General features: G+C 66.3%; 19 protein-coding genes. 5 read left to right on the forward strand and 14 right to left on the reverse strand.

Annotated elements, in window-relative coordinates:
• Window positions 1-108 precede the first annotated feature (108 nt).
• Window positions 109-753, forward strand: coding sequence for an ammonium transporter (locus tag AB0M74_RS09745; protein ID WP_364904054.1), 645 nt, complete (start codon window positions 109-111; stop codon window positions 751-753).
• A 252-nt stretch (window positions 754-1005) separates the two neighbouring features.
• Here the strand turns inward: AB0M74_RS09745 and AB0M74_RS09750 are convergent, their stop codons facing one another.
• Both AB0M74_RS09750 and AB0M74_RS09755 read right to left on the reverse strand, forming a co-directional pair.
• Window positions 1006-1557, reverse strand: coding sequence for a GNAT family N-acetyltransferase (locus AB0M74_RS09750; protein ID WP_364904057.1), 552 nt, complete (start codon window positions 1555-1557; stop codon window positions 1006-1008).
• Window positions 1558-1889: 332 nt separating this feature from the next.
• A complete protein-coding gene (locus tag AB0M74_RS09755; RefSeq protein WP_364904059.1) occupies window positions 1890-3131 on the reverse strand; it encodes a lipase family protein in 1242 nt (413 codons plus the stop codon).
• Between the two features lie 180 nt (window positions 3132-3311).
• Here AB0M74_RS09755 and AB0M74_RS09760 point away from each other — a divergent pair, with 180 nt between their 5' ends.
• Window positions 3312-4055: an isochorismatase family cysteine hydrolase gene (locus AB0M74_RS09760; protein WP_364904062.1), complete on the forward strand. Its 744-nt coding sequence runs from the start codon at window positions 3312-3314 to the stop codon at window positions 4053-4055.
• Between the two features lie 69 nt (window positions 4056-4124).
• On the opposite strand, the gene AB0M74_RS09765 is transcribed toward AB0M74_RS09760, so the two are convergent.
• The 5 genes from AB0M74_RS09765 to AB0M74_RS09785 all read right to left on the reverse strand — a co-directional run bounded on the left by AB0M74_RS09765 (window position 4125) and on the right by AB0M74_RS09785 (window position 9112).
• Window positions 4125-4304, reverse strand: a complete 180-nt coding sequence (locus AB0M74_RS09765; protein ID WP_364904065.1) for an antitoxin — start codon at window positions 4302-4304, stop codon at window positions 4125-4127.
• A gap of 351 nt (window positions 4305-4655) precedes the next feature.
• Window positions 4656-6965 (reverse strand): ATP-dependent DNA ligase, encoded by a 2310-nt coding sequence (locus AB0M74_RS09770; RefSeq protein WP_364904068.1) that lies wholly within the window; start codon window positions 6963-6965, stop codon window positions 4656-4658.
• Window positions 6966-7014: 49 nt separating this feature from the next.
• Window positions 7015-7221 (reverse strand): antitoxin, encoded by a 207-nt coding sequence (locus tag AB0M74_RS09775; protein WP_364904072.1) that lies wholly within the window; start codon window positions 7219-7221, stop codon window positions 7015-7017.
• Window positions 7222-7242: 21 nt separating this feature from the next.
• Window positions 7243-8385, reverse strand: coding sequence for an MBL fold metallo-hydrolase (locus AB0M74_RS09780; protein WP_364904075.1), 1143 nt, complete (start codon window positions 8383-8385; stop codon window positions 7243-7245).
• 1 nt (window position 8386) lies between these two features.
• Complete coding sequence (locus tag AB0M74_RS09785) at window positions 8387-9112, reverse strand: enoyl-CoA hydratase (protein WP_364904078.1); 726 nt, start codon at window positions 9110-9112, stop codon at window positions 8387-8389.
• Window positions 9113-9214: 102 nt separating this feature from the next.
• Between AB0M74_RS09785 and AB0M74_RS09790 the strand changes: the two genes are divergently transcribed.
• Complete coding sequence (locus AB0M74_RS09790) at window positions 9215-10324, forward strand: NAD(P)-binding domain-containing protein (protein ID WP_364904081.1); 1110 nt, start codon at window positions 9215-9217, stop codon at window positions 10322-10324.
• Here the strand turns inward: AB0M74_RS09790 and AB0M74_RS09795 are convergent.
• The 6 genes from AB0M74_RS09795 to AB0M74_RS09820 form a co-directional block, all read right to left on the reverse strand.
• Window positions 10305-11159, reverse strand: coding sequence for an aldo/keto reductase (locus AB0M74_RS09795; RefSeq protein WP_364904083.1), 855 nt, complete (start codon window positions 11157-11159; stop codon window positions 10305-10307). The genes AB0M74_RS09790 and AB0M74_RS09795 overlap by 20 nt on opposite strands.
• Window positions 11160-11274: 115 nt before the next feature.
• Window positions 11275-12810 (reverse strand): carboxyl transferase domain-containing protein, encoded by a 1536-nt coding sequence (locus AB0M74_RS09800; RefSeq protein ID WP_364904085.1) that lies wholly within the window; start codon window positions 12808-12810, stop codon window positions 11275-11277.
• Window positions 12811-12861: 51 nt separating this feature from the next.
• Entirely contained in the window at window positions 12862-13464 is a 603-nt protein-coding gene (locus tag AB0M74_RS09805) for an ATP/GTP-binding protein (protein WP_364904087.1), read from the reverse strand.
• Window positions 13445-13819 (reverse strand): DUF742 domain-containing protein, encoded by a 375-nt coding sequence (locus tag AB0M74_RS09810; RefSeq protein ID WP_036533019.1) that lies wholly within the window; start codon window positions 13817-13819, stop codon window positions 13445-13447. The genes AB0M74_RS09805 and AB0M74_RS09810 overlap by 20 nt, the downstream gene beginning before the upstream one ends.
• A gap of 7 nt (window positions 13820-13826) precedes the next feature.
• Window positions 13827-14240: a roadblock/LC7 domain-containing protein gene (locus AB0M74_RS09815; protein WP_011207200.1), complete on the reverse strand. Its 414-nt coding sequence runs from the start codon at window positions 14238-14240 to the stop codon at window positions 13827-13829.
• Entirely contained in the window at window positions 14237-17944 is a 3708-nt protein-coding gene (locus AB0M74_RS09820; RefSeq protein ID WP_364904090.1) for an ATP-binding protein, read from the reverse strand. The genes AB0M74_RS09815 and AB0M74_RS09820 overlap by 4 nt, the downstream gene beginning before the upstream one ends.
• Window positions 17945-18263: 319 nt before the next feature.
• Here AB0M74_RS09820 and AB0M74_RS09825 point away from each other — a divergent pair, with 319 nt between their 5' ends.
• Window positions 18264-20303 (forward strand): AMP-binding protein, encoded by a 2040-nt coding sequence (locus AB0M74_RS09825; protein ID WP_364904092.1) that lies wholly within the window; start codon window positions 18264-18266, stop codon window positions 20301-20303.
• A 135-nt stretch (window positions 20304-20438) separates the two neighbouring features.
• Entirely contained in the window at window positions 20439-20828 is a 390-nt protein-coding gene (locus AB0M74_RS09830; protein ID WP_364904095.1) for a hemophore-related protein, read from the forward strand.
• A gap of 281 nt (window positions 20829-21109) precedes the next feature.
• On the opposite strand, the gene AB0M74_RS09835 is transcribed toward AB0M74_RS09830, so the two are convergent.
• On the reverse strand, window positions 21110-23731 hold the full coding sequence (locus AB0M74_RS09835; protein WP_364904098.1) for a LuxR C-terminal-related transcriptional regulator: 2622 nt from the start codon (window positions 23729-23731) through the stop codon (window positions 21110-21112).
• Between the last annotated feature and the right edge of the window lie 327 nt (window positions 23732-24058).

Here is a 24058-nt window from a genome sequence, read left to right on the forward strand (position 1 = left end):
CCTGTTCTGTGGATCACCTCGAGTCTCTGCATACACGTCGGGGGAAGAAATTTCGGCGTGTGTGGCGTTGGGTAGAGCTTGAAACCTGATGAAGATTGGAACACCCCAATGATTCTCCGCAAGATCACTGCGGCCGCAGTCCCGATCATCGCCGCGATGGCGGTCGGCGCGGGCACCTCCCATGCGCAGCCGGCGCCCGCACCCGAGATCGGGTACGAGACAAAGCTGGTCGGTGGCAAGGTCGTCACCACGCTGACCGGCGGGGTATTCGAGGTGGCCGGCAATTCGGTCGACATCAAGGACCCGACAGGCCACACGGTGCTCACGATGCCGCTGTCGTTCCGCCAGGACGGACTCGAGTTCCCACTGCCGCACGCGGTACACAACGCGGGCCGGGTGCTCGAGCTGACCCCGGTCAAGAACTACACGCAGGCCCACCCGGCGCCGCTGACCGCAATCGCCTCGCCCTCGGAGAACCAGCAGGCCCAGGACACCTTTCTCGCGCAGTTCGGAATCGCTACGGCGGTGGGCGGTTTCATCGGCACGGTGATCGGCGCCCTGGTCGGGCTGACCGGCATCGCCGGCGGACCGACCGTGATCGCCAGCGTGATCGCGGGCGCCGCGATCGGTGGCGTCATCGGCACCATCGTCGTGGGCGGGCCCGCACTCGTGATCGCGGGCATCGACCTGGTCAGCACCCTGACCGCCCCGCCGGGAACCACGAAGTTCGCCGACGCGAACCCGGTCCGCTAGGTCGACAAGTCTTGATACAGGCGCGCATCGAAGTCATTCGACTTCGATGCGCGCCTGTTCTGTGTGCTGTCCGTCGTCGTGCTGTTTTGTGTTGGTTCGCCGTGGTCGTTGGTCGGAGCGAGTTGACAACCGAGCCCATGCTGCGGTGCCGAGCCGTGGTCGGCACCGGCGTGTTCATCGGCGGGTGATCACCGCATTCCTGTGCAGCCGCAGACCATGGCGCCGTAGCGGGATCCGCTGAAACCGGGCCACCTACGGCCAGGCCGAACTACATCGCCGCCGGCAGACCAGAGGAATCTGGGGCGCTATCAGACCGGCCCGTGCCATCGGGGGCGGCGTTTCACGGCTGTCGTGGTCCGGCGGCACGCTCAGGTCTTCCTCGAAGCCGTAGTACCGATACTTGTCCTCGGACTCACTGCCGATCGTTGTGTGCGAGTAGACATCGACCTCGCCCGCGAATTCCAGAAAATGACGCATCAGGCGACTGCCGACCTTGCGACCGTGATATTCCGGCAGCACATGCCAGGCCCGCAGCCGGTAGTCGCCGTTCGGCAGGGGCACAGCCTCGAGGTATCCAGCGAAGTTGTCGTCCACTCGGGCGACGAAGAACACTGTGCTGCCATCGGATAGACGTTTCGGATACTCGTCGGCAAAACGTGATTCCATGTCTGTGATCACGCGGTCCACGCCACCGGTTTCGGCGCCGGGTAGCCGTTCGAAGGCCTTGCGGTTGCCGACCAAAAGCGCGCGGCACAAATTGTCCGCATCTGCCGGGCTGGCTCGAACAACCTCGAGCGCACACATGGTGCCTGCGCCACCTGTCGGAAGGATCGCTGCCCTCAGAGGCTCGGAGTTCGTCGGCCGAGCGACACCGTCTCGTCCGGTCCGCAGCCGCCGTTCGCCGTGGGCATTGTCGACAGCCACCGGAGGACCTCCCCTGATTCTTTGTGACCGGAAGCGAACCCACCCTCGCGTATTCGCCTCGCCGAATCCACATCGGCTCGCCGATTCTCGGTTATTCCCGTATCTGAGAGCTCGGCTGCCCGAGGCAGAGCGCACGGGTCTTTCGGATACCTTCGGCGATCTCGGTCCGACTGTTGGCCCAGGGCCAGGAGTCGGGCGTGGAACTGCGTCGATCACCCGCCGTGGCAGCCGGGGGCGACCGGCACACCCGCGAACCGGTCGGCGAGAAAGGCCATCGCACCGGGGGCCTCACCGACGGCGGTCGGATTATGGCTCGGCAGCAGCGAATGCACGAAGCTGATATCGGCGCCCTGCGCGCAGTATCGGTCGAGGAGGCCGGTGAAGCCTGCCACGGGGATCACGTCGTCGGTCGTGCTGTGGTACAGGTAGGTCGGCGCGGCAGGCGCGCCTGCCCCGAGCTCCTGCGGATCGGTGGCCGCCCGGAAGTTCGGGTGCGATAACAGGTTCGGCTCGACCGTGTAATCGTCGACCCGAGCGTTGATGTACTTCAGGACCAGATCCAAACCGCAGGCGGTCGCGTCCTCCGCCAGCATCGTGCGACCACGGTCGTTGAGCATCTCCACGATGCCCGCGTCCGGGTTGTTCTGCGCGACCGCGAGCACGACCAGCATCGTGAGACCGGCCTGGACGGTGCCGTCGCCCCCCCTGGCGATGGCGGGCCAGTTCGCAGGCACGCCACCGGAGGTGATGCCCGCGAACCGGACGTCGGGCGCGTAGTCCGGTTGCATCTGTGCCGCCCACAGCGTGGCGAACGCACCACCCGAGTAGCCCCACGCCCCTAGCGGACTTGTCGGCCCGACGCCGCCCGGCGCGAGGGCGCGGGCCGCGCGAATGCCATCGAGCACGCCGCGCCCCGAGTTCACCCCGTCCAGGAATCGAGACTGCGGACCCTCGTAGTCGCTGATCACCACTGCCCAACCGCGCAGCAGCGCCGCGGCCATGAACGGGGTGTCGATCCAGGTGCTGATACCGCCGATCTCCCGTCCGCCGCGCAGGGCGTAGGACGGTGCGCACTGGCTACCGAGGCTGTCCTCGGCGGTCTGGTAGGACAGCAGCGGCCTCTCGCCCGGGCCGAACCAGGGCAGGTTCGGCACCATCACGGTGGTCATCCCCGGCACCGGCCGGTCGCTCGCGTCGTTGGTCCGGTACTGCACCTGCCACGCCGAAACCGGAAGGGGCAGACCGTAGAGCGGGATCTGCCGCGAGCGCGTGATCGCGCCGTCCGGATAGTCGGCCAGGTCCGCGGGTGCGGCGTAGAAAGGATCGACCTCGGGTCGCGGCACATGTGCTCCAGCAGCGGGCGCGATCGCCACCGAGGCCGCGATCACGATCGCGACGGCAGCGAAAATCGCGGCCGGTGTTGCGGCACCCCACCTTCCACAGAGGATTTTCATCGGGGCCTCCCATATTCCGAAGCGCCGCGAAGCAGTGACGCCGGGTGGTGTGGGCGCTGACTCTGCACGGCCTCGAGGACACCACGGTACTGCGGAACTCACCAGCCCGGCAACGGTCACTTGCGGGCAAGCCCACCGCCGCAGTCGTCCTGGTCATCCATGGTTACAGTGGGGTCGAAAGTGCCCTGCGCACAATCGAATAGCAAGCGCAACCGAATCACCGCCGGAACCGGTCCGGACGGTGTTCGTGGTATCGAGGATGGAGTTGAGCTGACCTTGCGACACGGCAACGGACTGGACATACCCGAAGAACTCGCCGATGTGTGTGCCCCGCACCGCATGGCCGTCATCGTCTACGACATGCAGGTCGGCGTGCTCAGCCAACTTCCGGACAGCGCGGAGATCATCGAGCGGGTGGCGCGCGTAGTCGAGGCGGCCCGCCGCGGCGGCTATCCGGTGATCTTCCTGCGGCATTTCTTCCTGCCGCGCAGGCTGAGTGGGGCGTTCGCGCTGCGGATGGCGATGAGCTGGCAGCAGGCGGATTCGGTCGACGACGTGAAGTTCATCCTGCAGCGCGACACCCCGGCCTTCGAACTGGTCCCCGAGCTCCGACCGACCGCCGACGAGGTGGTGTTCGACAAGACATCGATGTCGGCATTCGAGGGCACGCCCCTGGCCGCGGTACTGCGCGACCTCGGCATCGGCGCATACGCCATCGTCGGGGTCGCGCTGGAGATCGGCATCGCCCCGACAGTCACCCACTCGACCGATCTAGGCTTCGTGCCGATTGTCATCAGCGACGCCTGCGGCGGCCGCGACAAGGAAGCAATGACCCGGGCCTACGACGAATTCGAGTTCCAGGGCCACGCCATGGTGACCGACACCGCGACCATTCTTCCGCTACTGGCAGGCGAGCCCGCCTGAGCTTCGCGTGCGAGGTAATCGTCGACCCGGGGAATCGAAAGGCCCCGGTCGACTACCGCGATCCGGCGCTCACCCTTGCTCGCGCACTGCCTTCTTGGCGGCTTCCTGAACGCTGTCGACCTGACTCGCGAACTTGCCGTCGGTCTTCTTGTCGACCAGATCGCCCGCCTTCTCGATGACCGTATCCACCTTGTCCGCGTTTTTCTGGGCCAGGTCCATCGCTTTGTTCGCCAGGTTCTTGAAATCCACAGGGCACTCCTTGTTCGCGAGCCAACACAGTGTCGATCCGACACAACAGCGAATCAACCGTACCCAAGAGCCACCCACATTTCGTCGGCCGGCACATCACCGCCGACGCTCGGGGTCGGCCCGGAACCCGGTGCGCGACTTCCGAAAAGTCAAGGACGGCTGCCCTCTTCCCTGCCAGGTTCAAGTCGTGTTGGTCAGTAGTGGCCGTCGGCTTCGGGTTGTCGAAAGCCGCGCCGCGATGGTGGCCCCCGGTCGCTGGTCGAACCCGAGCGCGCAGGGGCGGCGTGACGTCGGTTTCCGGCGGGCAATGACCGACGGTTCGCTCAACAGCCGGCCGCGCGGTCGACGAGATCAGTCCGACAGGCCCAGCCATGCCGGATGCCAGAGTCGGCCGGTTTCGGTCCAGTTCATGAAGCGCACGGTTCCGGTCAGTTTCGGTGTCACCCAGACTGCTTCCTTGCGTTCCTCCGTAGTCAGGTCGTTGTCGAACGGGCTGGTTTTGCGCTCCGATTTCGACAGCCGGGTGGCCAGGTCCCTCATGTCGGACTCGTTGAAGCCGGTGCCGACCCGGCCCACGTAATACAGCCTGCCAGCGTGCGGGATGCCGACGAGCAGCGATTTGAAATCCCGCGCCGCGCTGCGCCGCCAGCCGCCGATCACCACCCGCTGGGTGCGCCAGTTGCGCTCTTTCACCCAGGAGTGCCCGCGCTTGCCTGGCAGGTAGACCGAGTCCTTGCGTTTGGCGACCACACCTTCCAGCCGCTGCTGCCTGCTGTAGTGCAGCGCGTCGGCGCCCGAACCGTCCAACCGAGGCGGCACCAGCATCGAGGGCGCCTGCGCGGCGAGCGCTTCCAGCACCCGCCGACGATCCGAATACCGTTTGCGGACAAGCGAAGTTCCGTCGAGGTACAGCACATCGAAGGCGACGAAGACTGCCCGCGCGGCAGCGGCCTGTAGCAGGCCGAGATTGGCGACGCCGTGGTCGTCGAACACCACGGCCTCACCGTCGAGCACAACGTTGTGGCCCGCCAGCTCTGTGGCCAGCGTGCGCATCCCCGGGTATCGACTGGTCACGACATTGCCCGCCCGGCTGCGCAAGGTGAGTGTGCCGGAATCGATTTCGGCGATCAGCCGGAAGCCGTCCCACTTGGTCTCGAAGCACCAGTCGGCGGCATCGAGACCGGAGACCTCGCCGTGGGTCGCCAACATCGGCTCGAGACCACGCGGAAACGGCGCGGGGCCGCTCGACCGCGGCGCCGGGGTGCGAGCCCTGCCACGTCCGTTCGGCCTGTCGCTGTCGGTGTCATCGGCCGGTGGTGACTGCTCGTGCATCAGATGCATCAGCCACTGATTGCCGTTGGTCTTGATCAGGGCATAGCGCCCTCGCAACCGGGTGCCGTGAAACGCGACGATCACTTCGTCGTCGCGCCACTTCTCGGTCTCGTAGGTGCCCGAATCCCAGATCGTCATTTCGCCGGCGCCGTACTCACCCTTCGGGATCGCACCGTGGAAGTCCAGGTATTCCAGCGGATGATCCTCGGTGTGCACAGCGAGCCGATTCTGCTCAGACGAGGTCGGCGGGCCCTTCGGCACAGCCCACGACACCAGCACTCCGCCGCGTTCGAGCCGAACGTCCCAATGCAACCGCCGCGCATGATGTTCCTGAACGACGAACCGATCACCGGTGCCCGAAGTCGATACTGCGGCAGGCACCGGTTCGGGGGTCCGCGCTGGATCGCGCATAGACCGGTATTTCGTCAGCGCGTCGGTGTTCGACAGCGGCGGATCGAGCCCGGCGAGCAGATCGCCGTCGTCGCGCCAGCGCGCGAGAACCTCATCGAAGCGTAAGTGCCGCAGCTTCTTCCGATTCTCGATCTCCGACCAGCTGCGCGGCGCCGCGGCATTGGGATGGGCACGGCCGCGTAGCGAGTACGGCGCGATCGTGGTCTTGGCGGGATTGTTCTGGCTCCAATCCACGAAGACCTTGCCGGTCCGCACCGCTTTCGCCATGGTCGCGGTCACCAGATCCGGGTGCAGCTGTTGGAGATTCGTGGCCACCTGTTTGGCCACCGTCGAGGCACCGCCAGGACTCAACTCGCGATCCAGCGGCACATAGATATGAATTCCCTTGCTGCCACTGGTAACCGGGAACGCGCGCAGCCCGATGCCCTCGACCATATCGCGCACCCCGAGCGCGACCTTTGCGCATTCGGCCAGGCCAGCGCCCGGCCCCGGATCGAGGTCGAACACCAACCTGGTCGCGGGACCGACCTCGTCGCCGTCGAAACGCCATTGCGGCACATGGACTTCCAACGCGGCCTGCTGACCGAGCCAGGCCAGGCCCGCCTCGGAATCGATGACCGGATAGACCACGCGGCGGCCGGAATGCTCGACGGTGTGCCGCTGCAGCCATGACGGAGCGTGTGCGGCAAGGTTCTTCTCGAAGAACGACGACTCGTCGACGCCGTTGGGCCAACGTTTCCTGGTGACAGGGCGGCAGGCAATATGCGGGAGCATGGCCGGGGCGATCGCCGAATAATAGGCGATGACCTCGCCTTTTGTTGTTCCGGTTGCGGGAAACAGCACCTTGTCGAGGTTGCTCAACTCAACCTCGATGCCCGGCAGGCCCGAGCTGCCACCGAAGGTGCGGCGGGTCACCATAACCGAATTTTACTGGCGGGGACCGCCACGAACAGGCCCCCGCCGTACATCAAGCCTGCGGACCGGGCTGCTCCGGCGGGACCACCTTCTTGGCGGCCTCCTTGCCCTTCTCGATCTTGTCCGAGTACTTGTGCTTGGTCTTGTCGTCGATGAAATCGCCGGCCTTGTCGACCGCTTCGTTGATCTTTCCGGCGTTCTTGGCCGCCGCGTCCTTACCCTTGTCGACCAGGCCCTTCAGACTGTCCACGAGACTCATGCCATCGTTCCTTCCTGTTGCCTAACCCACATCTTCCCACCACGAATCCCGTGCTGGGAGGCCATCGGGATGAACACGCTCCCCCGGCATCGGCACCGCGATCGAGGTGCCCGCCGCCCGCGCCGCCTCGACCATCCTGCGCACCGGCTCCGACCATCCGTGGAAGGCCAGATTGAAGGTCGCCCAGTGAATGGGCACCAGCATGCCGTGGCCCGGGTCGCCGGCGCACAGATCGGCGTGGGCGCGCACCGCTTCCTCCGGGTTCATGTGCACATCGGGCCAGCGTTCGTCATAGGCGCCGATCGGCAGCAACGTCAGATCGAACGGGCCGAGCGCCGCACCGGCCTCGGCGAACGCCTTGGTATAGCCGGTGTCGCCGCCGAAATACACCCGGCGGGTCGGACCGACGAGGGACCAGGAGGCCCACAGCGTGGTGTTGCGTACCAGTCCCCGGCCGGAGAAATGCCGAGCCTCCGTACAGGTGATCACCAGGTCGGTGCCATCCCGCTCGCGACCGAGTGCCGCCAGCGAAATCGAACCGCCCCAATCCAATTCGATGATCCGATGCTCCGGAACACCCCAGTGCCGCAGGTGCGCGCCGATGCCGATGGGCACCAGGAACGGCGCCGCCTGACCGACCACGAGCTGCCGGACGGTGGCCTTGTCCAGATGGTCGTAATGATCGTGGGAGATGATCACCGCGTCCACCGGCGGCAGCTCCGACAACGGCGTCGGGACCGGATGCATCCGCGTCGGGCCGACTATCGCCGAGGGCGAAACCCGTTCGCTCCATACGGGATCGGTGAGAATCCGGTACCCGTCCACCTCGACGAGCGCGGAAGCGTGCCCGTACCAGGTGACCGCGAGATCGGCGGCCGCCGACGGCACCGCAGGGGTCTCCAGCGGAATCACCCCGCGCGGACGACCGGCGTTGCGCCGGGTCATCGCCGAATACAACAACGAAAGCGCCGAACCCGCGACGATCTGACTACTGGTCTCGGTGTTGTGGAACTGGCGATTGCGGTAGCTCGCGGCACCGGAGGCGTACGGCTGAATGGCCGACATCGAGGCACCGATCGCGGAGGGGATATCCCACACCGCGCGCACCACCCATGCGACACCGAGCACGCCCGCGGCGGCACCGATGATCGTCTTCAGGTTCATGTCATCGCCCCACGAACTTCGCGGCGCGCTTCTCTTGTCTGGCCAAGCGGCCCTCTCGGGCATCCGCGCTGTTCCACGCGGCGTGCAGCGCCGCACGCTGTAGCTGGTTGTCCGGATCGCGGGTGCCGTCGTCGTTGAACACCAGTTTCATGTGGCGCAGCGACAGGGGCGCAAGTCCGGCGATCGACTTCGCCCATGCCTGCGCGTCGGCGAGCGTGCCGAGCTTGTTGGCGAAGCCGAAGGCGTAGGCGTCGGCTGCTGAGATCGGTTCCGCACCCAGCAGGACGGTGCGAGCGGGGCCGCCACCGATCAGTGACGCCAGCCGCCGGACGGTCCAGCGATCGACGGTGATGCCGAGCTTGGCCGCGGGAATCGCGATGTAGGCATCGGGCTCGAGCACTCGAAGGTCGGAGGCCAAGGCGATCTGCACGCCCGCGCCGAGCGCGCCGCCGTTGATCGCGGAGATCACCGGCACCGGAACCGTCTCGATGGTGTGCAGCATGTCGAGCAGACCAGTGAGGAACTCGTCGGAGTAGACGCCGGACAGATCCGCGCCCGCGCTGAAGATAGGGCCCCGCCCGGTCAGCACGATCACTCGCGCGTCCTGGGCCGCCGTCCGCACTGCTTCGCTCAGCTGTGCCACTAATTCGTTGTTGAGCGCGTTGCGACGCTCCTCGCGCTGCAATTCGATGGTGACTACGTCGCCATCGCGGCTGACACCGAGCATTGCATCCTCCCCAACTGACCGGTTCGAGTGGTTACAGTCAACTCTGCCACAGTCGCCGGCACAGACCGGTCAGGCACTAGGTAACAGCTACGATCGGCGGCTGTGCCGACTGATTTCGACATCCTGGTGATCGGTGCCGGTCAGGCAGGACTGTCGGCCGGCTATCACTTACAGCGCCTCGGATTGCGTGCCGAACGCGACTTCCTGATCGTGGACCACGCACCGGGGCCCGGCGGTGCCTGGCAGTTCCGCTGGCCGTCACTGACGCTGACCACGGTGAATCGGGTGCACGATCTGCCCGGGATGTCGTTCGCCGAGACACTGCCGGAGGGATCGGAGTCCGCGCCCGCGGCCACCGCGGTCCCGCGGTATTACGAGCTGTACGAAAAACGCTTCGACCTGAGGGTTCGACGACAGGTATCGGTCAAGGTCGTCTGTGATCGCCGCGTCGACAGCGATCCGGAAGATGCTCGAATCCTCAATGTCGAGACCGACTCCCCCGGGACGATCCGGGTGCGTGGGCTGATCAACGGCACCGGAACCTGGGAGCATCCGTTCATCCCGCGGTACCCGGGTGCGGAGACCTTCGCGGGACGACAACTGCATACCCGCGGCTACCGCACTGCCGACGAATTCACCGGCAAACATGTCGTCGTGGTCGGCGGCGGCGTCTCCGCCGTACAGCTGCTCGACGAGATCTCCCAGGTCACGACGACCACCTGGGTCACGAGGTCCGAACCGACGTTCCGGGATACCCCCTTCGCCGAGGAGGATGGCCGCACTGCCGTCGCCATGGTCGAAGACCGCGTGCGACGAGGACTGCCACCGGGTTCGGTGGTCTCGGTGACGGGACTGCGGCTCGACGACCGGCTGCGGGCCGCACAGGCCAGAGGTGCGCTGCAGCGACGTCCGATGTTCCAGAGCATCGAACCGGACGGCGTGCGCTGGGCCGACGGTTCGTTCCAGCACGCGGATGTGATCCTCTGGGCCACCGGATTCCGCAGCGCCCTCGACCACCTCGCGCCACTGCGCCTACGCGGCCCCGGCGGTGGCATCACCATGACCGGCCGCCTCGCCACGCAGGTCGCAAACGACCCGCGCATTCACCTCATCGGCTACGGCCCGTCGGCCAGCACCATCGGCGCGAACCGAGCGGGCCGCGCCGCCGCGGTGGAGCTCAGCAAGTATCTGGCTATATCAAGCCGGCCGTGAACATCGCCGGGTCGGGGCCGATCCGTGCGCCCGTGTCCAACGCATTGATCGCATCCATCTGCTCGGGGGTGAGTTCGAAACCGAAAACGTCGAGGTTGGCCGCGATGCGCGCCGGGGTGACGGATTTCGGGATCACGATGATGCCCAGCTGTAGGTGCCAGCGGATGATCACCTGCGCGGGAGTACGGCCCACCTCGTTGGCGATGGCGACGATGGTGTGGTCGTCGAGCAGGGTGCCCTGGCCGAGCGGGCTCCACGCCTCGGTGGCGATGGCGTTGTTGTCGTGGAAGGTGCGCAGCTCGCGCTGAGCCAGCCGCGGGTGCAGCTCGATCTGGTTGACCACCGGGATCTCGCCGGTCTCGCCGATGAGCCGCTCGAGATCGGGGAGGGTGAAGTTCGAGACGCCGATCGATCGGATCCGGCCCTGCGACTTCAATGCCTGGAAGGCGCGGAAAGTGTCGATGTAGCGATCGGCCTGCGCGACCGGCCAGTGGATCAGAAAGAGATCGAGATATTCCAGGCCGAGCCGCCGCATGCTCGCGTCGAAGGCGCGCAGCGTGGAGTCGTAACCCTGCTCGGAGTTCCACAGCTTCGTTGTCAGGTAGACCTCGTCGCGCGGCAGGCCGGACTCACGGATGGCGCGGCCCGTACCCTCTTCGTTGCCGTAGATGGCGGCGGTGTCGATGCTGCGGTAGCCGGCCTCCAATGCGGCGGTGACCACCGGAAAAACATCATCGGGTGGCACTTGGAATACACCGAAGCCGAGCTGCGGGATGATGTTCCCGTCGTTCAGCACAATCGAGGGGATGGCGCATGTCTCGCTTCTGAAGGTCACCTATCGACGGTAGAAGTGGTACCGCGAGTCGTCAACGACACCACTTGGCGTGTTGGCTCACAATTCGCTGGTCGGGCCTAGATTCGCACCCGACGACTCGGCTCGGATCGAGCCGTCACCGCCCGGGGAGACCAAGTCTGCGGTAGCGGTTGTGGCGCGCTGCGCGAAGCTCAGCGAGCGGTCGGTCCTGCAGCTCGGTGAGCTCGGCTGCGATGGCGGCAACCATGCGACGGGCGAAGTCGACCGGCTCGTCGGCCGCGTCCGGTAGCTCCGGCACGATACGGTCCACGATGCCATCGGCGCACAGGTCGGCGGCGCGGATTCGTTGCGCACCGGCCAACTCCGGCGCATGGTCGATATCGCGGTAGACGATCGCGCTCGCGCCCTCCGGTGGCAGCGGCGCCAGCCAACCGTGCGTGGCGGCGAGCACCCGGTCCGCAGGCAGCAGCGCCAGCGCTCCGCCGCCGGTGCCCTGACCGAGCAGCACCGAGAGGGTCGGGGTGTCCAGCGTCACCAAATCGGCTATGCAGCGGGCAATTTCGGGAGCGAGCCCGCGCTCTTCCGCCTCCCTCGACAGCGCCGCGCCGACAGTGTCGATCACCAGCACCAGCGGCAGCCGCAACTCTTGGGCGAGTGCCATACTGCGCCTGGCCTCCCGAAGCGCGGCCGGGCCCATGGTGTGCTCCCCCTGCTGGCCCGAGCGGTCGTGCCCGAACACCACGCAGGGCCTGCCGCGGAACCTGGCCAGCGCATGCACGATGGTGCGATCGGACTCACCCTGGCCGGTGCCACTGAGCGGAACTCGTTGCGTCACATGACGTAATAGGTCGCGCAGGCCGGGCCGGCCGGGGCGGCGCGAGATGATGACCGACTCCCAGGCCGAGCCTTCGGCGGCTCGGCCCGCGCGATCCATGCCGTCAACAGCCCCACCGTCGCGATGCATGGGTGCGGCCCAATTTGGTTCCGCCGCAACAGGATCCGGCACACCGCCGAGCACGCTCAAGGCTCGATGCGCGATGCGACGGAACACCGGCACCGAGACGACACCGTCGATGACACCGCTGTGATAGAGATTCTCCGCGGTTTGCACACCCTCGGGAAAGTCCTTGCCGTACAACGCTTTATAAACCCGGGGCCCGAGAAACCCGATCAACGCTCCGGGTTCGGCAAAGGTCATGTGACCCAACGAGCCCCACGAGGCGAACACCCCACCCATGGTCGGATCGCGCAGATACACCAGATAGGGATGGCCCGCGGCCTTATGCGTGGCGACGGCGCCCGCGATCTTCACCATCTGCACGAAGGCGACGGTGCCCTCCTGCATCCTGGTGCCGCCGGACGTCGGCGAAGCAAGCAGCGGCAGGCCGGAGGCGGTGGCATGCTCGACCGCCGCGACAATCCGCTCGGCGGCGGCAACCCCGACCGAGCCCGCCAGAAATCCGAACTCACAGGCAATGACGGCCACCCTGCGACCACGTAACAGCCCCTCGCCGGTGAGCACCGACTCATCGGTGCCCGCAGCGACCGCGGCCTTACGCAGATCCTCGTGATACAGCCGGGTGGCGGCCACCGCGACCGGCGGCCGATCCCAACTGACAAATGAGTCCGGGTCGAGCAGTTGCCCGAGCAGGTCGCGCGCCGAAATCCTCACCGAGGGAGAATAACTACCCGGTTGTGATCCGACGCGCGCCGCGCGAGCAACTCAGTAGCCCTGCATCACCTTGCGCAGGGCGTACTCGGTCAGCGAAACCAGCGCATGCTTGGCGGGCTCACGCCGCCGTGCGTCGATCGACAGAATCGGGACATCCGCAGGCACCGCGAGCGCCTGGCGGATGTCCTCGATCGGGTAACGCGGTGCGTCGTCGAACTCGTTGAGCGCTACCAGGAACGGCAGGTTGCGCGCTTCGAAGTAGTCGACAGCCGCGAAGCTGTCCTCGAGCCTGCGGGTGTCGACCAGCACCACGGCGCCGATGGCGCCGCGGATCAGGTCGTCCCACATGAACCAGAACCGATACTGGCCCGGCGTACCGAACAGGTACAGGACCAGATCGTCGGCCAGGCTGATCCGGCCGAAGTCCATGGCCACCGTGGTGGTGGACTTCATCGGGATACCCGTCAGGTTGTCGATTCCGGTGCTGGCATTGGTCACCAGTGCCTCGGTGCGCAGCGGAACAATCTCCGAGACAGCACCGACCAACGTGGTCTTGCCGACACCGAAGCCGCCTGCGACAACAATCTTCGCCGAAGTCGGCTTGCTGGTTCGGGTATCGACCTGTGCCGTCGAATCAAATACGCCGGAGTCCACTGAGAACCCTTTCGATCAGCTCGCGACGTTCATCGTCGCTGGAATCGTCTTTCAAAGTCGCCGAAACTCGGACGTGCCCGGCCTCGATCAGGTCGGCCACCAGCACCCTGGCCACCCCGATCGGGATACCCAAACGCGCTGCTACCTCGGCAACGGACGGCGATTCTCTGCACAACTCCACGATGGACGTCTCGATGTTGGTCAGTTCGAACTGCCGCTCCAGGGCGACCGGATGCGATGCGACGAGGGCTTCCAACGCCAGCTCGACCGCGGGCCTGGTGCGGCCCGCAGTCAGCGAGTACGGGCGTACGAGGCTAGGCTCGGCGCTCCCCACGCGGTGATCGTCTATGTCCATCCCACCATCAGGAACCCATCGTGACGCGTGGCGTGGCCTGCACTGTCTGGCCAACACGCTCGACCAACAAAGCCATTTCGTATCCGACCTGACCGATGTCACAGGACGTGTTGGTCAGCACCGCAAGGTAGGAGCCGTCGCCGACTGCCATGAGTAGCAGGTAGCCGTGTTCCATCTCGACCACCGACTGCAAAACGGTGCCGCCCTCGAACAGGTTCGAGACGCCGACCGAGAGGCTGGCGAGTCCCGCCGTGACGGCCGAAAGTTGTTCGGCGCGATCGACGGGCAGCTGGGCGCTTGCGGCCATGAGTAGGCCGTCAGCCGAGACCAGGACGGCATGAGCTACGCCAGGAACCTCGTTGGCGAAGTTCGAAACCAGCCAATCCAGCTGACGATTCGTACCACCTAGATCGGGGTTCATCGGTCTCCTTTATCTCCGGTTAGGTTCGTTGCCTTCATTGCGCGGCCATCCCGGACGCCCTGCTGGTGACGACTCAAGCTGGACCTGATCGTTTCTGGATCGCGACGTGCCGCCCGATCCGCGGCGCCGTTTACGGCACCGGGGACCAGCCTTCCGCCAGGATTGCGTTGGGGCAACCCGGCGGCTGTCTTTGTTTCGGCCTGGGCCTCGCTCGCTCGCTGAGCCGCCTGCCATCCTTCGTCGCCCGGCGCCTCGAAGGACGCGGCCACCTGGGACCGGTCCGGGTTCGGATCGGTCAGCCAGGCTGACATCATTTCGGCGAAGATCGGGCTGTCCATGGGCGAGTTGGTTTCCGCCGCGGGCTGCAGCCTGGTCTGGAAGAACGACGCGGCCTTGCCCGTATCGGCCTTGAAGCTGTGGCGGCCGGGGTCACGGCCTGCCAACGGCGCTCCGGAATCGGTGAGCGCGGGCTGTTCGCCGCTCGGCGGCTGCGGATTGCCGCGCTCACGCTGCGGTAGACCGAGACCGGACGTCGATTCACGTTGTGGCAGACCACCGGTGTTCGCATCCCGCGGCGGCAGCGCAGGCGGCACCTGCGAGCCGGGCTGACGCTGCGGTAGACCGCCCAGCGCGTCCCGCTGCGGCAAGTTCGTCGCCGCTGGCTGACGCTGGGGCAGACCACCCGTGCTCGGGTCACGCTGCGGCAAACCACCCGTGCTCGGGTCACGCTGCGGCAAACCACCCGTGCTCGGGTCACGCTGCGGCAAACCACCGGCATTCGAATCACGGTGTGGGAGGTCACTTGCCCCCGAATCCCGCTGCGGCAGGCCGTTCAGACCCGACGAGCGTTGCGGCAGACCACCCGAAGCCGGATCACGCTGCGGCAGACCGCCCGAAGCCGAATCGCGCTGCGGCAGACCGTTCAGACCAGAATCCCGTTGCGGCAGACCACCCGAAGCCGGATCACGCTGCGGCAGACCGTTCAGACCAGAATCCCGTTGCGGCAGACCACCCGAAGCCGAATCACGCTGCGGCAGACCGTTCAGACCAGAATCCCGCTGCGGCAGACCACCCGAAGCCGAATCACGCTGCGGCAGACCGTTCAGACCCGACTGACGCTGCGGCAGACCGCCAGCGCTCGGCTCGCGCTGCGGCAGACCACCCGGACCTGCGTCACGCTGCGGCAGACCACCGGAACTCGGCTCACGCTGGGGCAGACCACTCACACCCGGTTCGCGCGGCGGCGCACCGTTCGGACCCGACTGACGCTGCGGCAGACCACTCGTCGATCCCGGCTGACGCTGTGGCAAACCACCGCTTGCGGAAGGCTTGGGCACACCATTGGCGCCGGGCTGTCGCAGGGGCAACTCACCGGAGTTCGCCTCACGCGGCGGCAGACCCGTCACGGTCGGTTCGATGCCATCGGGCTGGCGCGGCGGCGGACCACCCGGCGACACACTGCGCTTGGGCAGGCTCGCCGCGGCGAGCTTGCCGCGCTGCGGACCGCTCGGCGTCTGTCCGGGTGTGGGCCGCAGGCTCGGACCGCCCTGCGTCGAATTGGGGTTGAGACCCGCGGCCATCGTCGATCCAGGCGACCGCTGCGGCAAGCCACCGCCTGCCGCGGCCGGACCACCGGCTGCGGGGGCCGGGCTGCTGACAGGAATCGGGCCGCTCACCCCGGGATCGACGGTGACCATCACATTGCCCCCAGGAGTCCTGGTAATTCCCCGCATCTGCATCGATGACGGACTCGTCTGCCGTTGTGGAGCACCGGCCGACACCTGGGGTGCGGCCTGTGTCGGCAGCGCGGATTGCTGTCCCTGTCCGAGGACGATGAGGCCGACCGGCACATGCACGGTCACGGTGACACCCGGGTCACGCGCGGTATCGAAGGTCGGCCGCAATCGGACCGTGAGTCCGTGCCGCTCGGCCAACCTGCCGACCACGAACAGACCCATGTGTCGTGCGGTGTCGGGGCCCGGCTCGGCGGTTTGCTCCAACCTGCGGTTGATATCGGCCATCTCCGAGGGCGGCATACCGATACCCCGGTCGGCCACCTCGATGAGCATGCCCTGGTCATGGGCCTGGGCAAAGGTGAATTTCACGTCGGTTTCCGGCGGTGAAGCCCGCAGCGCGTTATCGAGCAACTCGGCGAACAGGTGCGCCATATCCGAGGCAGCGGGTTCCTTCAGCGAACCGCGCGGTGTCGCACCGAGCTTGACGCGCTCGTAGTCCTCGACCTCGGAGATCGCGGCCCGCAGCACGTCGGCGATCTCGACCGGAGCGGACTTGGCGCGGCGCTGCTTGGTACCGGCCAGAATCAGCAGGTTGTCACCGTTACGACGCATACGAGCGGCGAGGTGGTCCAGGCGGAAGAGGTTCTCCAGCAGTCGTGGATCCTTCTCGTCGTACTCCATCGCCTCGATCAGCGTGAGCTGATGGTCGACGAGCGACTTGGACCGGCGCGCCAGAGTCTCGAACATGTCGTTGACCTGAGAACGCATCTGCGCCTGATCGCTGGCCAGACGCAGCGCCTGTCCGTGGATGTCGTCGACGGCGCGGGCCAGCTGACCGATCTCCTCGGTGCTGCGCACCGGCATCGGCTCCAGCGGCACGTCCTCCGGGGAAGCGCCGTTTCGCAGCTGGGCGACCTCGTGTGGCAGATCGCTCTCGGCCACCCGCAGCGCCGCGAGGCGCAGCCGGTGCAGCGGCACGATCATCGAGCGTGCCACGTAAACGGCGAGCATCAGCGCGGCGAGGATGGTGGCGATGACGACCGCGGTGTAGGTCCACGCGTCGGTGTTGGCCCTCGACACCAGCTCGTTCATCGATGAGTCGATGTCCTTGGTCGCCTTGCCGACAACGCGCTCATAGACATCGAGGCTGGCGGTGAGCGAGTTCTTCAGGTCGCCGACCGGGAGCTGACCGGATTGCGACTGCGGGCTGCTCAGCAGCCCGATTCGGGTATCGATGCCGGCCCGCACGTCGGCGATCGAGGTGTCACCGTCAGCGAACCGGTGCGCGAGGACATTGAGCAGCGAACGCTCGGTGTTCGCCGCGGTGAGGAAGGCCTGCACGCCGACCTGCGCATTGCGCAGGATTTCGGGGAACGCGGCGATCTCACCGACGAGTGAGGCGCGAGTGTTGAGCGAGTCGACAAGACGTAGCTTCGCCGTATCGATGGCGGGGTCACTGACCTGGCCGACCGTGCTCTCGACGATGCGCACACTGTCGCTGCGGACCCGGTCGATCATCGCGACGATCTCGGCACCCGACTGGGTCGAGGTCGCCTTACCCTGCGCACGAACGGCCTTTGCCTGGGTGAGCATGCTGTCGAGTGACGCGCGAGCGCCCGGCACAGCGTTCAGCTTGTTGCCGACGGCTTCCGCATTGCCGATGGCGGCATCGAGGTCGGCGAGGTTCTTGTCCGACACGATCGACGGCGCACCAGGGAATAGCGCAATCATTTGCGAGGCGGCGGTCGTCGCCGTCTGCGCACTGAGCGCGGTTACGGCCGGGATGGCACCGATGTTCTCGGCGGCACCGGCGAGCCGGTTCGCCTCGGCAAACTCGGAGGCAATCCTGGACACGCCGAGGCCGACCGCGACTGCCAGCGGCACGGCCAAAACCGCCGTAACCTTCCAGCGCAGGTCCCAGTTGCCGAGCGCCCAGCGTTTGCTGCCGGACCTAGCGGCGTCACGCATCTCCCACTCACTTTCCAAACTGGCCCCAACCACGCGCCATCAGCGAACCTCCACACTCGCATGCTGGCTCGACAGGCAGAGCTGGCCGAGGAACTGCGGCTGGCCGAGAAATTGCGTCTACGACTGCCCAAATAAGTGACATCAGATTCTAACGGATCAATAACTTCTTGGTTGACTCCGAGGTGGGCTACGAGTCTTGACCAGCCCGTTCCAGGCATAACCTAAGGTCGCGGCACCCACCCGGGCGTCGCGTGAAGTCTGCCACAATCGTCCTGATCTATCGAGGCGGGCATCGAGGCGAGGCTAGGGAGTCACCGGGTTGAACGCGAAGCACGAGTACCGACCGGTCTATCAGACCAGCTTGGTCGATCCGGCCGAGTTCTGGAGCAGTGCGGCGGAGGCGATCGATTGGGAGGTCGCGCCAACCCAGATCGTCGACACCATGGCCCGCCCCGTGACCAGATGGTTCCCTGATGCTCGCCTGAATACCTCCTTCAACGCCCTCGATCGACATGTGCACGGAGACACCGCAATCGAGGAAGGCCGGCCGAACCAGCCCGCCCTAATATACGACTCCGCTATGACCGGCACCAGAGGCGTTTTCACCTATGCCGAACTCCTCGAAGCGGTTTCCCGCTTCGCGGGCGCGATGGTACGGCTCGGTGTCACCAAGGGCGACCGCGTCATCATCTACCTGCCGATGATCCCCGAAGCGGTCATCGCGATGCTCGCCTGCGCCCGTATCGGCGCGGTGCATTCGGTTGTCTTCGGCGGCTTCGCGGCGCCCGAGCTCGCGGCACGCATCGACGACGCGGCGCCTGTGCTCATCATCACTGCTTCGGGCGGTCTGGAGCCGAGCCGCCGGATCGACTACCCGCCGATCGTGTTGCAGGCGTTGGATCTTGCCGCGACCAACGCGCCACGCCATGTCATCGTGAAGCAGCGCGCGCAGTTCCCGACAATCCATTTCCCCGCGCCCCAGCCCGCGACCGAATCACTACCCAGCTCCGCCCACACCGTGGCGGCGCAGTGGCTGGATTGGGACGATGCCGTGCGCGATGCGCCGCTCGCCGATCCGGTACCGGTGGACGCCACCGATCCGCTCTACATCCTCTATACCTCGGGCACCACCGGTAGGCCGAAGGGTGTGGTCCGGGACAACGGTGGACATGCGGTTGCCCTGACCTGGTCCATGCGCAATATCTACGACGTCGGGCCGGGACAGGTGATGTGGGCCGCCTCCGACGTCGGCTGGGTCGTCGGGCACTCCTACATCGTGTACGCGCCATTGCTGGTCGGCGCGACAACCCTCCTATACGAGGGCAAGCCGGTCGGCACCCCGGACGCGGGTGCCTACTGGCGCGTGGTCGCCGAGCATCAGGTCCGCGTGCTGTTCACCGCGCCGACCGCGCTGCGCGCCATTCGCAAGGCCGACGCCGACGCCACGTTGGCGCGCGGCTACGACCTGTCCTCGCTGCGCGCGCTGTTCTGTGCGGGCGAACGGCTGGACCCGGCGACCTACGAATGGGCCACCGAAACCTTGCTCGCCGACCGGCCCGACTGCCCCGTCGTCGACCACTGGTGGCAGACCGAGACGGGCTGGCCGATCTGCGCGAACCTGCTCGGCCTGCAGCAGCTTCCGATCAAGGCGGGCTCGGCATCGGTGCCGGTACCCGGATTCCGGCTGCGAGTCCTCGACGCCGAGGGCAATCCGGTCGCACCCGGTACCGAGGGCAATATCGTCATCGGACTACCCATGCCGCCAGGCACCCTCACCGGCCTATGGCGGGATGAAGACCGCTTCATCCGGTCCTACATGTTGGCTTTCCCCGGGCACTATCTCACCGGCGACTCCGGATATTTCGACGACGACGGCTACCTCTTCGTCCTCGGCCGCAGCGACGATGTCATCAATATGGCCGGGCACCGGCTATCTGCGGGCAGCATCGAGGCCGCCATTGCGGGTCATTCGGCGATCGCCGAATGCGCGGTGATCGGACTGCCCGATGAACTCAAGGGCCAGCGGCCGATCGCGTATGTGGTGCTCAAGTCCGGTGTCGACATCGACCCGACGCAGTTGCGCGACGAACTGATCGCGCGGGTACGCGAGCAGATAGGCGCCATCGCCACCCTGCACGATGCCGTGGTGGTGTCCGCGCTGCCCAAGACCAGATCGGGCAAGATCCTGCGCAAGACGATCCGTCAGATCACCGCGGGCGACGCCTATGAGGTCCCCTCGACCATCGAGGACTCCTCGGTGCTCGCCGCCTTGGAGCAGCAGATCGCCGCTGCCCAACCGCCCCCGGCCGACACCGGCACGCCGCTCGCGCCGAACGCGGATCCGGTTGCGCCGTCATAGATTTGCGTTCGCCCGGCGTTAACATCCCTCAGAGGTTTCTCAGGGATGGCTCACCGATGTGCCAGCCCATGGCAATAACCTCGGGACAGCGTCGAGACCACCACTGACGTACCCCTCGAAGATCTGGAGCCACCTATGAAGGCCTTGCGCAGTCGACCCGCCTACACCGCACTCGCCGCGGGCGGACTCGCCTCGGTCGCGATGTTCCTCGCGCCGACCATCGCCTCTGCCGATGCCATGACCGATATGGCCGCGCCGCTGCTGACTTCCGATTGCTCCTTCGCCCAGGTCGACGCCGCCTTGCATGCCAAGGCTCCACAGCTCGCCTCGATTCTCGACTCGAACCCGGGCCAGAAGGCCGAGTTGCAGCGCAAGTTCGATCAGCCGGTCGAGCAGCGCCGCGCGGAACTCCAGCGCATGATCGACGAGAACCCGAGTGCGGCGCAGGACGCGCAGAACGATCCGCGCGCCTCCGGTCTGAGCGCGACGATCCGCGCGGTCGCCGATTCCTGCCACAGCTACTAGCCGCCACCGACCGGACGCCGTCGACGACGCCTGGCGCCGCGCTCTGGACGCCGAGGTCATCGACGGCAGGGTCAATACGGCGGCGCCGGCCAGCCGCCGGTGCTACTCACCCCGCCATCAGTTCTGTCCCGGTTCGTCCGCGCCGCAACCGATTCCACCGTCCGGAGGTTGTCAGCTTGTCATGGGCGCAACCCGCCGCCCCGGCGCGACACCAGCCGTCCAATCGATCGAGGTCTCACCGGAACTGAAAGCGCTGATGCGGCGGCACGACCCCTGCGCTGTCACCGTGGCCGTGGTGTGCGTGGTCGTTGTCCGATCTCGCGTCGCTGCCTCGCTGCTTCTTTCCGCACCTGATCGATCCGGTCCCGGGGAACGAGCTCGATGATGTCTTCTCGTGAGGTGATGACCAGCTTGTGGAAGATCGCGGCCATCTGCGCGTCGACAGTCCTGCGGGAATTGCCTCGGCGGGTCGCGATCGCGGTGTTCGTCCAGCCCGCCGCGGCCAGTGTCGCGACCTGCTCCTCGGCTGCCGACAACTCGTCCCAATGGGAAGGGGCGTTCTTCCTCGCGGGATGGGCCATCGGCATCCTGTCGATGGACAGTGTGCCCAGCGCGAGGCGCTGTACCTCGTGCGACTCCGGACGCAACAGGGAGCCCTGCCTGTACGCGGCGGCATACGCCTCGGGTCCCAACACCCGGCGAGCGACGTCGATCGCCTTGGTGGTTTCGTTGGCGAACGGCCGCAATCCTTCGATATCGACGCCCAGTCGCGCTCGCAACGTTGCGGCTCCGCCGGCGAGTTGAGCGGCTTCGGTGGCCAGGGCCTCGAGTTCGGCCGGGTCGGGGTTTCCGGCCGCGCTCGCGTCGGTGATGATCTGCGCCAACGACCAACTCCGGAAATGGACCGCCCAGATTGCACCCCATCGGTCGCGTATGGGTAGCTGGTATGCCAGCGCGCTACGTTCGAGGGCCAATGCCTGCGTGGGATCACCGTGTTTGGTCAACACGATCGCCCACGCCATCTCTGCCCAGGATTTCGCCCACCTGGCCCCAGCTGCGGTGGTGTGCTCGAAGGTACGTCGAGTGATCTCCACGGCCTGCTGTGCTGTTCCCAGCAAGCCCGCTGCCAATGCCTCGAACATCTCACTCATCGCCTCGCCACCACGATCGCCGAGGGCGCCGAACTTCTCGCGGGCGCGCCCCAGTACGGTGACGGCTCTGGGATCACCCTTGGCCAGCCATAATTCCGCGCCCCACAGATATTCGACGGGAGCCGGTAGGCCGGCGTCGGTTTCCGGGGTCTGCCGCCAATTCTCTCGCTTCGGGATCTTCGGGTCGCTGACGCAGGCGTCGACGCAGTCCTCGAGCATTCGTTCGGCATCCTCGTGCAGGCCCTGACACAGGGCGAGCCACGCCACCAACGCCATGGCCCCGATGTGAAGCTCGGTAGGCTGCGGGCTCAGCCCGCGGGTCGCCTGCAGAGTGCGTTCGGTCCACCGACGCATTTCTCGGAGCAAGCCGGTGAAGAAAGGTGCTCGCAGAAACACCAGACCCGCGGAGATTTCCAAGCCGAGTTCGGGCTCACCCGAGGTGAGGCTTGTCTCGATCGCGGTCACGATGTTGTCCCACGCCGCGCGAGCCCAGTCCAGCAGCTCCTGCTCCATGGGACTGAACCAATTGAGCTGTGCGGCAACGATCTTGTCCCGATAGTAGCGGCGGTGACGCTGTGCGAGCCGCGCTGGTTCGTCGACCTCGCCGGTGGAACGTTGCGCCAGCCGTTGCCCGGCGAACAGGCGAATACTCTCCAACAGGGAATACCGCACCGTGGTCGGCGTGATGTGCCGGGTCACCAGCGACTGATCGGCCAGACGATCCAGCAAGCCCTCGACCTCTTCGGCCGCCACCCGCACCAGCGCCTCGGTTTTTCCCTGGTCGGGTGCCGGATCGTCAGCGCAGACCATCTCGATGGCTTCGATGTCGACGCCGACATCCAACGCCGAGCCGGAGTCGTCCTCGGGGTTGGTGTCATATCCCGCGGCGAACACCGACATCCGATCCAGCAGCAACCGTTCCTTGTCCTGACACAGGTCATAGGACCAGGCGATGACATCACCAACCCCCTGATGGCGTGGTTCGCCACCCACTCGTGGCCCGTGCGACCATCGCATCCGCTTGTCGGTCGCCTCACCGCTCAATTCCTGCAGGATCATCGCCAGCGGCTGCCGCAGCAACCGCGCCGCGGCCAAACGGATATACAACGGATGGTTGTCCACATGACGACAAATCAGACCGGCCATCGCGATCTGATCGGTCTCGGTAATCGGATGATCGGTGAGTTCCGCGCGCTGCCGATACAACGTCAAGGCTTGCCGCTGTGTCAGCGGCGGGACCACCACCACATGTTCGTCGACCCACCCGATCGGTCCACGGCTGGTCACCAGAATGGTCAACCCAGGCACCACCTCCAGCAACTGTGCGATCAGCTCTCCGGCTGCGGCGAGAACATGCTCGCAATTGTCCATCACCAGCACCGCATGCGGGCTCCGCCCCACCGCGTCGGTCCTGGTCAACGTATCGACCAGCGCCTCCCACCCCGACCGACTCGAAAAGTCGGCCCCGACCACCGAGGCCGTGACCTCGGCCTCGACCTCGGCCGCCCCGCACCCCTTCGCCAGACGCGCCAGCCGCACCCAATACACCGGTATGTGAGTGGCCTTGCCGAATCGGCGCAGCGTCTCGGTCGCCAATCGCGTTTTCCCGATCCCACCCGACCCGACCAACGTAATCAACCGAGCCGAACCCAACAGCAAGGTGCTGATCTTGTCCAGCTCCAGACCACGACCAACGAAACCATCCGTTGCCGCCAGCACATCCCCGGCACGTTCTCGGCCCTTCGCCGACATAGCATCGAGCGTAGTCACTCCAACACGCCGCTGGCTATCCGAGCAGATCTGCCCGGCAAGACGGCCATGCCGTATCGAACGGCGGATCCGTGTGTGGCGGCAAGACCCCGGGTGAGGGGTGGTCAGGGCGTCCCAGATCGCGGGCGGGGCGGTGACGAGCCGGTGTCGATGCCGACACGTTGACACACCTGAAACCCGAGCTAACCGGCACTCCGGGCCCGCACCGTCGGATCCCAACAGGTCAACTGATCTCGTAAGTACCTGGGTAACTCACCGGGGCTACGCCCGAAACTTCCGAGGCACCCGACGCGGGACCTCCACACAAAA

This window comes from Nocardia sp. NPDC051463, from assembly GCF_040681975.1.
GTDB lineage: Bacteria > Actinomycetota > Actinomycetes > Mycobacteriales > Mycobacteriaceae > Nocardia.

What these genes read in the sequence shown, in the direction of transcription:
- AB0M74_RS09750 (WP_364904057.1), bottom strand. Translation starts at nt 1,557, where the DNA reads ATGTGTGCGCTCGAGGTTGTTCGAGCCAGCCCGGCAGATGCGGACAAT.
- AB0M74_RS09810 (WP_036533019.1), bottom strand. Translation starts at nt 13,819, where the DNA reads ATGGACATAGACGATCACCGCGTGGGGAGCGCCGAGCCTAGCCTCGTA.
- AB0M74_RS09745 (WP_364904054.1), top strand. Translation starts at nt 109, where the DNA reads ATGATTCTCCGCAAGATCACTGCGGCCGCAGTCCCGATCATCGCCGCG.
- AB0M74_RS09785 (WP_364904078.1), bottom strand. Translation starts at nt 9,112, where the DNA reads ATGCTCGGTGTCAGCCGCGATGGCGACGTAGTCACCATCGAATTGCAG.
- AB0M74_RS09780 (WP_364904075.1), bottom strand. Translation starts at nt 8,385, where the DNA reads ATGAACCTGAAGACGATCATCGGTGCCGCCGCGGGCGTGCTCGGTGTC.
- AB0M74_RS09815 (WP_011207200.1), bottom strand. Translation starts at nt 14,240, where the DNA reads ATGAACCCCGATCTAGGTGGTACGAATCGTCAGCTGGATTGGCTGGTT.
- AB0M74_RS09770 (WP_364904068.1), bottom strand. Translation starts at nt 6,965, where the DNA reads ATGGTGACCCGCCGCACCTTCGGTGGCAGCTCGGGCCTGCCGGGCATC.
- AB0M74_RS09775 (WP_364904072.1), bottom strand. Translation starts at nt 7,221, where the DNA reads ATGAGTCTCGTGGACAGTCTGAAGGGCCTGGTCGACAAGGGTAAGGAC.
- AB0M74_RS09830 (WP_364904095.1), top strand. Translation starts at nt 20,439, where the DNA reads ATGAAGGCCTTGCGCAGTCGACCCGCCTACACCGCACTCGCCGCGGGC.
- AB0M74_RS09835 (WP_364904098.1), bottom strand. Translation starts at nt 23,731, where the DNA reads ATGTCGGCGAAGGGCCGAGAACGTGCCGGGGATGTGCTGGCGGCAACG.
- AB0M74_RS09820 (WP_364904090.1), bottom strand. Translation starts at nt 17,944, where the DNA reads ATGCGTGACGCCGCTAGGTCCGGCAGCAAACGCTGGGCGCTCGGCAAC.
- AB0M74_RS09755 (WP_364904059.1), bottom strand. Translation starts at nt 3,131, where the DNA reads ATGAAAATCCTCTGTGGAAGGTGGGGTGCCGCAACACCGGCCGCGATT.